13 protein-coding genes and 1 pseudogene are annotated in these 13,145 nt (G+C 48.5%); 9 read left to right on the forward strand and 5 right to left on the reverse strand.

What is annotated here, in order from left to right:
- Positions 1-3 precede the first annotated feature (3 nt).
- Both C2I18_RS21300 and C2I18_RS21305 read left to right on the forward strand, forming a co-directional pair.
- Entirely contained in the window at positions 4-1,488 is a 1,485-nt protein-coding gene (locus C2I18_RS21300; protein WP_249897729.1) for a class I SAM-dependent DNA methyltransferase, read from the forward strand.
- Positions 1,485-2,675 (forward strand): annotated as a pseudogene (locus tag C2I18_RS21305) (restriction endonuclease subunit S); the annotation flags it as partial. The gene C2I18_RS21300 and the pseudogene C2I18_RS21305, both read left to right, overlap by 4 nt.
- Here the strand turns inward: C2I18_RS21305 and C2I18_RS21310 are convergent.
- The 3 genes from C2I18_RS21310 to C2I18_RS21320 form a co-directional block, all read right to left on the reverse strand.
- Positions 2,621-3,766 carry a SpoVR family protein gene (locus C2I18_RS21310; RefSeq protein WP_481857827.1) on the reverse strand — a complete coding sequence of 382 codons (1,146 nt, stop codon included), beginning with the start codon at positions 3,764-3,766 and terminating at the stop codon, positions 2,621-2,623. The pseudogene C2I18_RS21305 and the gene C2I18_RS21310 sit on opposite strands and share 55 nt — an antisense overlap.
- A 304-nt stretch (positions 3,767-4,070) precedes the next feature.
- The gene (locus C2I18_RS21315; protein ID WP_249897731.1) at positions 4,071-4,394 is read right to left on the reverse strand and encodes a hypothetical protein; all 324 of its coding nucleotides are present in this window, start codon (positions 4,392-4,394) and stop codon (positions 4,071-4,073) included.
- A complete protein-coding gene (locus C2I18_RS21320) occupies positions 4,384-4,686 on the reverse strand; it encodes a hypothetical protein (RefSeq protein ID WP_249897732.1) in 303 nt (100 codons plus the stop codon). Before C2I18_RS21320 ends, C2I18_RS21315 begins: the two co-directional genes overlap by 11 nt.
- 313 nt (positions 4,687-4,999) lie before the next feature.
- Between C2I18_RS21320 and C2I18_RS21325 the strand changes: the two genes are divergently transcribed.
- From C2I18_RS21325 to C2I18_RS21355, 7 genes are all read left to right on the forward strand, one after another.
- On the forward strand, positions 5,000-5,350 hold the full coding sequence (locus C2I18_RS21325; RefSeq protein ID WP_249897733.1) for a hypothetical protein: 351 nt from the start codon (positions 5,000-5,002) through the stop codon (positions 5,348-5,350).
- A 178-nt stretch (positions 5,351-5,528) separates the two neighbouring features.
- Positions 5,529-6,248, forward strand: a complete 720-nt coding sequence (locus C2I18_RS21330; RefSeq protein ID WP_275100937.1) for a response regulator transcription factor — start codon at positions 5,529-5,531, stop codon at positions 6,246-6,248.
- A complete protein-coding gene (locus C2I18_RS21335) occupies positions 6,248-7,183 on the forward strand; it encodes a sensor histidine kinase (protein WP_249897734.1) in 936 nt (311 codons plus the stop codon). The genes C2I18_RS21330 and C2I18_RS21335 overlap by 1 nt, the downstream gene beginning before the upstream one ends.
- Positions 7,184-7,285: 102 nt before the next feature.
- On the forward strand, positions 7,286-8,203 hold the full coding sequence (locus tag C2I18_RS21340; RefSeq protein ID WP_249897735.1) for an ABC transporter ATP-binding protein: 918 nt from the start codon (positions 7,286-7,288) through the stop codon (positions 8,201-8,203).
- Positions 8,187-8,876: an ABC transporter permease gene (locus tag C2I18_RS21345; RefSeq protein ID WP_249897736.1), complete on the forward strand. Its 690-nt coding sequence runs from the start codon at positions 8,187-8,189 to the stop codon at positions 8,874-8,876. Before C2I18_RS21340 ends, C2I18_RS21345 begins: the two co-directional genes overlap by 17 nt.
- 256 nt (positions 8,877-9,132) lie before the next feature.
- Complete coding sequence (locus C2I18_RS21350) at positions 9,133-10,737, forward strand: ATP-binding protein (protein WP_249897737.1); 1,605 nt, start codon at positions 9,133-9,135, stop codon at positions 10,735-10,737.
- A 36-nt stretch (positions 10,738-10,773) separates the two neighbouring features.
- A complete protein-coding gene (locus tag C2I18_RS21355) occupies positions 10,774-11,115 on the forward strand; it encodes a zinc ribbon domain-containing protein YjdM (protein WP_249897738.1) in 342 nt (113 codons plus the stop codon).
- Between the two features lie 82 nt (positions 11,116-11,197).
- Here C2I18_RS21355 and C2I18_RS21360 read toward each other — a convergent pair whose 3' ends face one another.
- Both C2I18_RS21360 and C2I18_RS21365 read right to left on the reverse strand, forming a co-directional pair.
- Positions 11,198-12,043, reverse strand: a complete 846-nt coding sequence (locus C2I18_RS21360) for a DegV family protein (protein ID WP_249897739.1) — start codon at positions 12,041-12,043, stop codon at positions 11,198-11,200.
- A 178-nt stretch (positions 12,044-12,221) separates the two neighbouring features.
- The gene (locus C2I18_RS21365) at positions 12,222-13,082 is read right to left on the reverse strand and encodes an AraC family transcriptional regulator (RefSeq protein ID WP_249897740.1); all 861 of its coding nucleotides are present in this window, start codon (positions 13,080-13,082) and stop codon (positions 12,222-12,224) included.
- Between the last annotated feature and the right edge of the window lie 63 nt (positions 13,083-13,145).

The raw sequence follows: 13,145 nt of genomic DNA on the forward strand, positions 1-13,145 counted from the left end.
ACCATGAGGAATCAGGAAATTGTACAAAAGCTTTGGAACCTGTGTAATGTACTGCGTGATGACGGCATCACGTATCACCAATATGTAACGGAACTTACTTATTTATTATTCCTTAAAATGATGAAGGAAACGAATAACGAAGGCATTCTGCCTGAACAATATCGCTGGGATTCGCTGCAGGAGCGGCATGGTTTAGAATTAACCCAACACTACCGTCAACTGCTGCTTGACCTTGGCAAAGAAGGTAATGAGATTATCAAGCAGATTTATATGAATGCCAGCTCCAACATCGACGAACCCAAGAATCTGGAGAAAATTGTGCGTTCCATTGATCTGCTCGACTGGTATTCCGCCAAGGAAGAAGGGCTCGGAGATCTGTACGAAGGACTGCTGGAGAAGAATGCGAGTGAAACCAAATCGGGAGCAGGGCAATATTTCACACCACGTCCATTGATTGATGTGATTGTGAAGCTGGCTGATCCGCAGCCAGGCGAACGTTGTAATGACCCTGCGGCAGGCACGTTTGGTTTTATGATTGCAGCAGATAGCTATATTCGGAGCAAGACCGATGATTATTTTGATCTGAGCGAAAAAGAAGCGGAGTTTCAGAGAAATGAAGCTTTTACTGGGGTAGAGTTAGTTAAAGATACCCATCGCTTGGCGATGATGAATGCAATGCTTCATGATCTGCATGGAGATATTATGCTGGGAGATACACTTTCCGATCTTGGTAAAGGTTTGAAGAATTACGATGTGATCTTGACTAATCCACCGTTTGGTACCAAACAAGGCGGAGAAGGACTTACGCGTGACGACTTAACTTTTATTACTTCCAATAAGCAGTTGAATTTCTTACAGCATATTTATCGGGCATTAAAAGCAAACGGGAAAGCTCGCGCAGCGGTGGTTCTTCCAGATAACGTGTTGTTTGAAGGCGGTGTGGGAGCAAAAATTCGCGCGGACTTGATGGACAAGTGTAACTTGCACACGATTTTGCGGCTTCCTACAGGTATTTTTTATGCTCAAGGGGTTAAGACGAATGTTCTATTTTTCACCCGTGAGAAGACGGATAAGGACAGTACAAAGAACGTTTGGGTATACGACCTGCGGACAAATATGCCGAGCTTCGGGAAGCGAACTCCGCTGACTACTGCGCATTTTGATGCGTTTGTAGAAGCTTTTACGGCGGCTGATCGTAGTAGTGTACAGGATGAGAGATTTAATATATTTACTCGTGAGGACATCCGTAAAAAGGACGATAGTCTGGATATTGGACTGATTGCGGATGAGTCATTATCTGCTTATGATAATTTGCCTGATCCAATTGAATCGGCGGAATTGGCGATTGCTAAGCTGGACGAAGCCATGACCCTGTTGCTTGAAGTTGTAGCGGAGCTTAAGTCGGTAGAAAGCAAATCAGAATATACCGCTGAAGATCGTCAAGAGCTGCTTCAGGTTGCTGAGACTCGTGGAGAGTATAACGTATGAGTAAGAATAAAGGAAAGACAGCAGAGGAATTACTGCAAGAGGCGTTGGTTCCTGTGGAGGAACAGCCTTATAAAGTACCTGAAAATTGGGTATGGGTTAAGCTAGGCAATATTTCTGTGATAAAAAGAGGAGCTTCTCCAAGACCTAAAGGTGATCCTAAATACTTCAATGGATTAATTCCATGGTTGAAAATTTCGGACGTAACTAAACAAGGTAAGTATATATTTGAAACCGAAGATACTGTAACTGAAGAAGGAAAAGAGAAAAGTGTTTGGGTGGAGCCTGATACAATCGTATTAAGTATTAGTGCATCCGTCGGGCGTCCAGCAATAACTAAAGTTGGGGTTTGTATACACGATGGGTTTGTTAAAATTGAAGAAAATAAGGAAATATTAAATAAAGAATATCTTTATTATTACTTAGTTGCAGCATTAAACAGAATGCTTAATAAAGCCAAAGGTGCGGCACAGGTTAATATAAATTCAGAAGTTGTAAAGAATTTAGAAGTAGCATTGCCACCGATTATAGAACAAAAACGAATTGCTGGTAAAGTCGAAAGACTACTTAATAAAATCAATCAAGCCAAACAACTAATCGAAGAAGCCAAAGAAACATTTGAACTTCGTCGAGCGGCAATTTTGGAGAGGGCTTTTCGTGGGGAGTTGACGGAGAAGTGGCAGAGTGTGGAATGTGAAACACAATCTACAGAAAAGGAAACTCCTTTTAAATTACCTGAAGGTTGGCGTTGGAGTACAGTTGAAGCAATATGTGAGGACATAATCGATTGTCCACATTCGACTCCTAAATACGTTGAGGAAGGTATTCCAGCTCTAAGAACATCAGATATAGGATTTGCAAAAATTGATTTATCAGATTCAAAAAAGGTATCTGAAGAAGAGTATATGGAACGTACTAAGAGAACAATTCCTAAGTATGGTGATGTGATCTACTGTCGAGAAGGAGCAGGGATCATGATGAATGCTGGTAATGCTGGAATGATCGAAGATCAAAAGGTATGTTTAGCCCAAAGACTTGTTTTACTTAGACCAAATCCTAGTATAGTTCAATATAAATACTTCTTGTTTGGAATGAATTCATTAATCATTTTTAAGCAAGCCATGAAAAATGTTTCTCAAACGACTTCACCAAGGGTTAACGTAACTACTATTCGAAAGTTCATGTTCCCTGTTGCACCAATTGAAGTACAAACTGAAATAATCAAAAAAATCGAAACGTTACTTGAAAAAGAATCATTAATTGATTTTGAAAGCTTATCAAAGATATTGGGAAATATTGAGAAGTCAATCGTTACAAAATCCTTGCGGGGAGAACTTGACACAAACGACCCAAGCGAGGAAAGTGCATTGAAGCTTTTAGAGGATTTTCTGGCAAACAGCAAATAAACAACAAAGGCACCCGATTGGGTGTCTTTTTCGTAAGCACCTTGGCGATACGAAGCCCAGCCTTCGTTCATGATCTTCGTCTCCATCTGCGGCCAGAAATAGAGCATCTCGTCACGGAGCATGGTCATAATGTCGCGCTGCCAGTCCTCAAGCACTGTCGAGTATTGCTGGATGAACCAGACGATGTCTTTTTCCGGCTCCGGAGGGAAGTTGCGTCTGGCCGCAGGGTCCGGTCCCTGGACAGCGGCTTTGGCCTGATCGAGATTCCACAGCTCACTGTAGGGGCTTGGCGCAGACTGAGGCGCAGGTGTATCTTTGCGTTCTTTCATTTTGGCTTCCAGCAGATCACTTTTGCCCAGCTTGCGCGGCTGGATCAGACTGGGATCAATATGCTCCTGAATCGCCAGCACGGAGTCAATAAAGCTCTCAACGGCATCTGTCCCGTAAGTCACCGAGTAACCGGCTATCCGGTCAGCTGTGGCTGACATGCTCTCGACCATATCCCGGTTGGATGCAGAAAAACGCATATTGTTTTTGAAAAAATCGCAATGCGCCAGCACATGCGCCACGATCAGCTTGTTCTGGATCAGCGAATTCCCGTCTAGCAGGAAGGCATAACACGGATTGGAGTTGATAACGAGCTCATAGATTTTGCTGAGGCCGAAGTCGTACTGCGATTTCATTTTGTGAAAAGTCTTACCGAAGCTCCAGTGCCCGAACCGGGTAGGCATCCCATAGGCACCAAAAGTATAAATAATGTCAGCCGGACATATCTCATAACGCATCGGATAAAAATCAAGCCCGAACCCGGTAGCAATCTCCGTAATCTCGGCAATTGACCGTTCGAGCGCTTTGATCTCATCTTCACCAGGCATGATCCATCGCTCCTCCCAGCTTGCTGCCTGCCGCAAATGGTTCTGATCTGCGCCGCAGCCGTTCCTATATAGGAACACGTTTCTTAGTTATGTATATGGGCGGGAGGGGGAGAGTATGTTGGGGAGAAAGAAGTAGGGAGACATTATATGAACTATGTGATAATGAAGGAGTAAACACGAAGAAACGGGTTAAGAATGCTTTTGAAAAATCAGTGAACCAAAGATCCAGAAATGGCTTGTTGAGACTGAAGTGTTTAGGACAAAAAATAGCCTAACCCCGTAGCTAATGCTTCTGTGGGCTAGGCTATTCTTCATCTGGATCGATTCCCCAAAAAATATAATGCGATAACCCTGTATTTGCAAAGTAAAAAGCGTCGACATACACTTCGCGAAGCTCCTCGTCAATCCTGTATATAATGATTACGTTACTGATTAGCAGCCAGTAGTATCCGTTAAACTCAAAACCAGGAAAGTCCGATATTCCATCAGCCTTGTATTGGGGTTCATCCTCCAGAATATTTATAGAACGCTTAAAAACGTTTGTTGGATCTACTTTAAACTTGCCCATGCGGGCGAGAGCTACCCGAGCGTAAGTGGTCCACAGAACATTGTAACTGTCATTGTTCATTCTGGACCTCTTTCAGTAATTGAGCAAATTCCTCTTCGTTGTTACTGTATGTTGAAATTCCATTTTCGCGGTCTCGATGGGCTTGTCGGAGCTGGGACAAAACGCCTTCATCTTTAAAAATGACTGAAGTCATTCGCTTCTTTTGTTCTTCTGTAAATGTAGGCTGTTCATCTTTTCTTTGCAGCGTAACATTGAATCCAAAGTTTTCTTCAATTAGCTGGACCAGGTCTTTAAGGTCTACGTAAGATTTGCCCTGAAAACTTTGCTCTAATTGTTCCTTGGAAATTGACATCTAGTTCACTCTCCTTTTGTTCAGTATATCACAAACCAATCCTGATTTTCGTCAAAGTTGATCAGCCGGCGGGAGAGAGTCCCGGCCGGTTATTTTTGTTCCCCGCAGAAATGCCGCTTATCTGTTCAAACGTTGCGATACAATTTCTTGGCGGAGCCGTAATGTACTCAATTTTTCGCATACATCAGACTCAATCCCCCTAACGTTGGCCCATTTTCCTACATAAAGGATTTCCGCCCCGTTCGACGAATTAACACTATAACCTAGTTATTGGAAGATAGTGTCTTGAAGCAGAAAGGAGCAGTTCACACTCATGAACCAGCAGCGTTCAAAAAAGAAACTGATTATCCGCCTCACAGCAGCCATCATCTTTATCGGACTCGCGGTATGGATAGGCTTTTTTATCAAAAACACGTTTTTCCCGACGTACGAGCCGTTCACCGTAAATCAGCAGCGGGAGCTGTCGAGCCCAAAGTACGGGACCTATGTCTACCGCGGAACGGCAGATCAGACGGAATACGATGGCAAAATCAAGCGGAAGGCCCTCGGAATCACGCAGACCGGTGACCGCATTGTTGAGCTGAAGGACGACCCGGAGCATCATTACTTTATATTAATTTTTAATACCGAAATGCCGTGGTGGGATTTGTACGAAAAAGAGTGACCGCCGCATAACAGCTGCAAAACAGCTGCATCCAGCCGCATAACATCCGGGAACTGCCCAGGTTAGGACTTCTCTTCAAACGCAGTGTAAGCCACGCTAATCCAAAATGTTGCTGCTCTCCTGCAGCGAAGTTGCTATACTTTAACCTAATGACAGGTTGATGCAGGAGGGTGCAGAAATGGCGCAGCGTGTGCTGTTGATTGAGGATGATAGGGACATTAGTACAATGGTAAGCTCTTATCTGGCGAGAGAGGGCTATGAGGTGGAGGCGGCTTTTGACGGCGAGGCTGCGGAACAAAAAATACATAACAGCGGTCCCTACGACCTGGTGCTGCTGGATTTGATGCTGCCGGGGCGCAGCGGTATGGATATACTCCAGACCATCCGGGCCGGAAGCCTGGTGCCGGTGCTGATCATGTCTGCCAAGGATAGCGATGTGGACAAGGCCCTGGGGCTTGGATTTGGTGCGGACGACTATATTACAAAGCCTTTTTCGATGATCGAGCTGGCAGCCAGGGTAAAGGCGGCAATCCGCAGGGCGGGATACGCCTCTGTCCGTTCCGGCACGGATAGCAGCCTCTCAGACAAAACAAATACAATCTCCCTGCGCGGACTGACTGTCGATCTCGGCAATTTCTCTGTGCTGAAGAACGGGGAGGAGCTGAAGCTGACCGCCAAGGAATTCCACATCCTGAAGCTGTTTGTCAGCCATCCCGGCAGAGTCTATACCAAAGCGCAGATTTACAGTCTCGTCTGGGAAGAGGATTACTATGGTGATGAGAATGTGATCAATGTACATATGCGGAGATTAAGAGAGAAGATTGAGGACGACCCGTCACACCCGGAATATATCAAAACCCTGTGGGGAATCGGCTACAAGCTGGAGGATACGCCCTGATGACAGTCTTTCTCTGTATGATCATTGTTCTGCTTCTGCTGGTGATCCTGCGGCAGTATATAAATGCCCGGCAGCACGCCAGGCAGCTGGAATATACACATACCAAGCTGGAGGGCATTATTGCTGCGGGTTCGCATGAAAGACTGCTTGTCTTTGACAGCAGTCCGGCGCTGCAAAAGCTGCTGACCGACCTTAACCGGCTGCTCGATGTCAATCATAAGGGAGCTGTGGAGCGCGCCCGGATGGAGAAATCCATGCGGAACATGCTTGCGAATATTTCCCATGACCTTAAGACTCCGCTGACGGTGGTGCTCGGTTACATAGAGACCATTCTGCAGGACGGCGGGATGCAGCCTGAGGAACGCGAGCGGATGCTGCGGACCATTCACGGCAAGGCGGAGGAGGTCATCTCGCTGATGAACCGTTTTTTTGATCTGGCCAAGCTGGAGTCCGGGGATAAGGAAATCCCGCTTCACAGGATTGAGGTTGGCGAAGTGTGCCGGAAGAATCTGCTTTCCTTTTACGACCGGGTCACTGCAGGCGGCAGTGAGGTGCAGCTGGACATTCCCGATGAACCGGTCTACATTTTGGGCAACGAGGAAGCGCTGGACCGGGTGCTCTCCAATCTGCTGGCCAATGCCATAACCTACGGCGGTGCCGGCGGCATACTTGGGCTGAAGCTGCACAGTGATGAGGAACAGGTGTGTATTGAGGTATGGGACCGGGGCAAAGGAATTGCCGAGAGCCATCAGGATAAAGTGTTCGAACGGCTGTACACGCTGGAAGATTCACGCAACAAGGACTACCAGGGCAGCGGTCTCGGCCTCACCATCACCAAAAGACTGACCGAGCAAATGAACGGAACCATCTCGCTGCACAGCAAGCCTTTTGTCAAAACCGTCTTCACCCTGACCTTCCGCCGAATGAATTTCTGAGCAGCTTAAGAATTTCGTAAGATTCAGGTAATAAAAAAGAAAATTCCGCCCTGTACAATAAAACTCAAGAAGAACAAAACGAAGTCAAAGGGGTAAACGGATATGACAGCCATATTGCGGACATGGGATTTAACCAAGGTCTTTCAGGGCAAGGAAGTCGTGAACAGCGTCAACATGAATATTAAGCAGGGTGAGATTTACGGTTTTCTTGGACCCAACGGTGCAGGCAAAACTACGGTGATGAAAATGATCACGAATCTGGTCAAGCCGACGGCGGGGGAGATTGAATTTTTCGGGGAGAAAATGACGGCCCGTTCTTATGAAATGCTGAAGCGCATGGGCAGCATCATTGAGTACCCTGTGTTCTATGACAAGCTGTCTGCCAAGGAAAATCTGGAGCTGCACGGTGAATACATGGGCTACTACGAGCCGAAGGCGATTAAGGAAGCGCTGGAGCTGGTGAAGCTAACGGGCACAGATCATAAGCCTGTTAAGCAGTTCTCTCTGGGGATGAAGCAGCGGCTGGGCATTGCCCGGGCCGTGATGACCAAGCCGGAGCTGCTCATTCTGGATGAACCGATCAACGGTCTGGACCCGCTGGGCATCAAGGAGCTGCGCGAGGTGTTCCGGATGCTGAGCCGGGAATATGGAATGACGCTGCTGATCTCCAGCCACATTCTGGGGGAGATTGAACAGATCGCCGACACTATCGGCGTGATCCGTGAGGGTGTTCTGGTCGAGGAAGTGGCGATGGATACGATCCGCAGCCGGAATACACAGTATATCGAGCTTATTACTCACGAGGCAACAAAAGCTGTGTACGTCCTGGAGCATAAACTGGGATTATCCAACTATAAAATTCTGGACTCCCGGACCCTGCGGATTTATGACGATGTCTCCCCGCTTGCGCTGAACAAGTCCATGGCGGATGCCGGTGTCGAGCTGGAAGGGCTGAGCAAGAAGCATCACTCGCTGGAAGATTATTTTGTGGAACTGATGGGGGGTGACGGCGTTGCTTAAGCTGATGAGACTGGAGCTGCGTAAAAATAAAACCAGTTGGATCAAAGGCATTCTGATCGTGAACCTGGCCATTCTCGCCTTTATGACGCTTGTCATTTTCACCGAAGAGGGCGAATTCAGCACCTTTACCGATGTTTTTGAAGGTCTGTACGTTTTTGTAAACGGGACGTTTATCATTTATGCTTCTGTACTGCTGGCCAAACTGGTCATTGATGAGTTTAAAAATAACACGATTACCGTTCTGTTCATGTACCCGATTTCCCGCAAAAAGCTGATTTCTGCCAAATTAATGATCGTGTTCCTGTTCACCCTGATCAGCATCTTTGCCTCCGATATTATACTGAGTGTGCTTTTGGGAGGAATCGACTATTATGTGAAGGATGTAATCCAGGGACAGCTGACGGCCCAAATGCTCCTTACAGAGCTGCCAAGTATAGCACTTGATGCCGTATATGCAGCGGGAATCGGTCTGATTCCATTATTCTTCGGTATGCGCAAAAAATCGGTTCCGGCCACCATTGTGACCGCGATCCTGGTTGTCAGCATGCTGTCATCGGGTTTTGGGAACTTCCGGCTGGGAAATCAGGCAGGGGTGGCTCTTTCCCTCAGCCTGATCGGGATTGGCATCGCCTATCTCTCCTTCCGCAATATCGAACATAAGGACATTGCCTGATTTGAAGTATAATTACTGAGCCTCCGGCTGTGATGGACAATGGATGCGGCCCGCATCCGCAGCCCGTCTGCCGAGGGGCTTTTTTGCCTTGAAAACCGCATAACACCAGTGTTTTTGTTGGCGACCAAATGTAGATTTTTTGCTATAATAAAAAATAATTCAGGGATTTCTACATAATTAGAGTTATTCCGCATTTTTCGGACAGACAGCACATAAGAGCAGCGGACAATGTTAGTTCAGGATGAGGAGGTGGGGTATGCATAAAGACTGGGCTGCTATTCTAGGCCGCGCGCATTCGCAAGGAAGTGCTTATAGATCGTTATTTGAGCACCATCCGGATTTAGTTATTGTGCTGGACAGGCAGGGGCATTACGTAGACTGTAACCGCGGGACCGTCCTTGCGGACGGCAGCGGAATACTGCTGTCAGAAGAAAGCCCTGCCGGGTCAGAGCCGTGCCTTCCTGGAGCGGCACATTTCGCCGCAGCGCTGGAAGGGGAAGCCTCCGGTTTTGAAATCCAGGATGAGACTGGCGGAGATGCGTACCCCGCCGTCCTTACCTATGTGCCGCTGAAGACAGCAGAAGGGGTGGCGGGCGTATTCGCCGTCATTCACATAAGCCCTGCAGGCCGCCTCCCGGTTCAGCTGCAGCATTGGTTCCGCCGGCTCAGGGCTTTTGAAGCTTCGCCATGGACAGAAGAGGCTGCACCATCCCTGGATATATCGGAGGATAATTACTACAGTATGATCCTGAACTCTGTATCCGCAGGTATCTTCGGACTGGATGCTTCAGGCAGAACGATCTTTATTAACCGCGAGGGAGCAGATATGCTGGGTTACGACCCTTCCGAACTGGCCGGATTGTATCTGATGGATCACATTCATCATACCCGGAGCAACGGTTCAAGGTATGCTGCACAGGATTGCCCGATTACGCTGACGCTGGCAGACGGAGTCATCCGCAGCCATGATGATGAGATCTTCTGGCGTAAGGACGGCACCAGCTTTTTCGTTAACTACCGGATTGCCCCGCTGCTCGATCAGGATGTAATCCGCGGAGTCGTTGTTTCCTTCAGCGATATTACGAACGAACGGGAGATTCTCCGGGCCAAGGAGTCGGCTGAGCAGGCTGCCCAGGCCAAGTCCGACTTTCTGGCGATGATGAGCCACGAGATTCGTACCCCCATGAACGGGATGATCGGCATGGCTGATCTGCTGCTGGAAACGGAGCTAGTGGAGGAGCAGCGCAGTTATGCAGAGATTTTGCGGAGCAGCAGCTACAGCCTGCTGCAGATTCTGAACGATATACTGGATTTCAGCAAGATGGAAGCCGGCAAAATGCCGCTGCAGTCGGAGACATTCGACCTCAGGGAGATGATTGAGGGGATTATTGATCTGTTCACGCCGAAGGCGGAGGAGAAGAAGCTCGCCTTGCGCTGGTGGGCGGATACGAGTGTTCCGGAAGTGGTGACAACCGATCCCAGCCGGCTGCGCCAGATCATTGTCAATCTGGTCGGAAATGCCCTGAAGTTTACGGAACGGGGGAGCGTAACCTTGTCTGTGAAGAACATTCCGCTGCCGGGTTCTCCCGAATACCTGCTGGAATTTTCCGTCCGCGATACCGGGGTAGGCATAGCCGACAGCAAGCTGAATCTGCTCTTCCAATCCTTCTCCCAGCTTCATCCGTTCATTAACCGCAAGTACGGCGGCACGGGTCTCGGCCTTGCCATCTGCAAGCAGCTGGTCGAGCTGATGGGAGGGACCATCTTTGTGGAGAGCGAGGAAGGGCGCGGCTCGATCTTCCGCTTTATGCTGCCTTTTGTGAGAGAAAATGCGGAGGAAGGAACGGAATTTTATCCTTAAGAAGGAAGCACTTATAACGAATGGAGAAATGCAATAATGAATGAATTACCGAATTGTCCGCAGTGCAGCTCAGTGTATACATATGAAGACGGAGACCTGCTGGTCTGTCCGGAATGCGGGCATGAATGGACTCCCGGCACGGATACCGGAAGCAGCGAAGACTCCAAAGTGGTCAAGGATGTCAACGGCAACATATTGGCGGATGGGGATACTGTAACCGTGATCAAAGACCTCAAGGTCAAAGGGAGCTCATCCGTGCTGAAGATCGGCACCAAGGTGAAGAATATCCGCCTCGTTGACGGTGACCATGATATTGACTGCAAAATCGACGGCTTTGGCGCGATGAAGCTGAAATCGGAGTTTGTCAAAAAAGCATAGGCTGCTTCCGGTTATGGAGCACAACATAAAAAACCAGCAAATCCCGGTACTCCGGCGATTTGCTGGTTTTGTGTGCAGTCTTTTAACGCATATACATAAGTCCCACAGTAGCCGGACCGCAGTGGCTGCCAATTACACAGCCTGCATGAATAACGGCAATTTCTTTCACGTCAGTCTGCTCACGCAGGGCTTTCTCCAGATACTTCGCATCTTCTTCCGCCAGCGTATGGGCAACGATCAGAAGCTCTTTATCGATCACACCGGCATTGGCAAGCGCGTGCTGCAGCATTTGCTCGACCGCTTTTTCCTTCTTGCCGCGGATTTTGCTTACCGGAACAATGGAGCCGTCGATCAGGCGCAGTACAGGCCGGATTTTGAGCAGGCTGCCGATAAAGTTCTGCATGCCTGAACAGCGTCCGCCCATATATAAGTAATCGAGGTTATCCACAACGAACTCTGTCTCCACACGGCTGCGGGACTGCTCCAGCATGCTGGCGATTTCAGCGCTGCTGTGGCCTTTTGCTGCTGCACGGGCGGCCTTCATGACCAGCAATGCGATGCCTCCGCATAACGTCTCGGAGTCCACGACCCGCACACGGCCTTCCGGAAATTCTCCTGCAGCCAGCAGGGCGTTCTGATATGTAGAGGATAAGGAAGAGGACAGGCTGATATATACAATATCTCCTCCGCTGCTGATTACAGGCTCAAAAGCAGCCATAAAGTCAGCCGGAGATGGCGCAGCCGTCTTGGGCAATGCTCCGCCCGCAGCTACACGGCGGTACACTTCCTCCGGGGTAATATCAACACCATCCTTGTAAGTGCCGTCCTGAAACACGACATACAGGGGAACGATCCCGATATCATACGTTTCCTTCCAGCCTTGCGGCAAATCGGAAGTGCTGTCTGAAAAAATCTTTACATTAGACATGGATTTCTCCTTCACCGAATCTCGGATGACATTTTTCTTGCCTGTAAGCCTTTTAACCTGTCTATTATACCAAGCCCTGGCCGATTCTCAAAACAATTTTCCGCAAAATAATAGAAAAAAAGACCACCCTGACGGATAGTCTTTACCTTATAAACATCATGTATCAAGCTCTACGGTGTTATTTTTTTACTACCGGAATCCATACTTCACACACGTAATCTTCGGCAGCCGTATCACCGGGAGGGTATAATTCGAACTCCGGTCCGCCGGCATGTTCATATCCGGTAGACGGGAACCACTCCTGATAGATCCGTTCCCAGACGTTCTGGATGGCATGCGGCATCGGGCCGGTGGAGGTGAAGACCGCCCAGTTAGCCGCCGGGACAACGGCAGTTTCATACCCCTGCGGATCTGCAGCTTCATCTGCCTCTACTCCGATCCAGTAGGACAAAAGCTCCTTCTCCATATCCATACTCATACAGATGCCAAGCCAGTATTCTTGTGATGCAAGCTCAATCAGCTGATCCGAAGTGCCGTCAGTGTTACATTCGTTCCAGAACTGCGGGATTCTGCGGTGATTCTCACCGTCCCGGCAGGTTACCTCCATTGATTTGCCGATGACGGTAAAAGCGGGTTTCTCCACGATTTTGTAGTCCATTTCCTGATCTCCCTTCAATGACAGATGGAAAGAGAGGCGGGGAAAAGCCTTGAGCTGCACCCCGGGTTCACGCGCGGCGGAGGGGGTAAGCCCATGGGCCTTGCGGAACGCCTTGGCGAAAGCTTCCGGAGAGTCATATCCGTATTTCAGCGCTACATCCAGCACTCTGAGCTTTGAGCTGGCCAGCTCCTGGGCGGCCAATGTCAGTCTGCGTTTACGGATATAATCGGCTACGGTGAAGCCGGTCAGCATACTGAACATGCGCTGAAAATGAAACGGTGACACATGCGCGATCTTCGCCACATCCTCAATTCGCAGATCTTCAGTCATCTTACTCTCCATATAATCCATAGCATCCTTCATCCGGATCAGCCATTCCAAGTCCGCCATCTCCCTTTAGAACCATACTATCACGCCGCAGAATCCCGGTCCTGCTATTCTCTG

The sequence above is a fragment of the Paenibacillus sp. PK3_47 genome (genome assembly GCF_023520895.1).
GTDB lineage: Bacteria > Bacillota > Bacilli > Paenibacillales > Paenibacillaceae > Paenibacillus_AQ.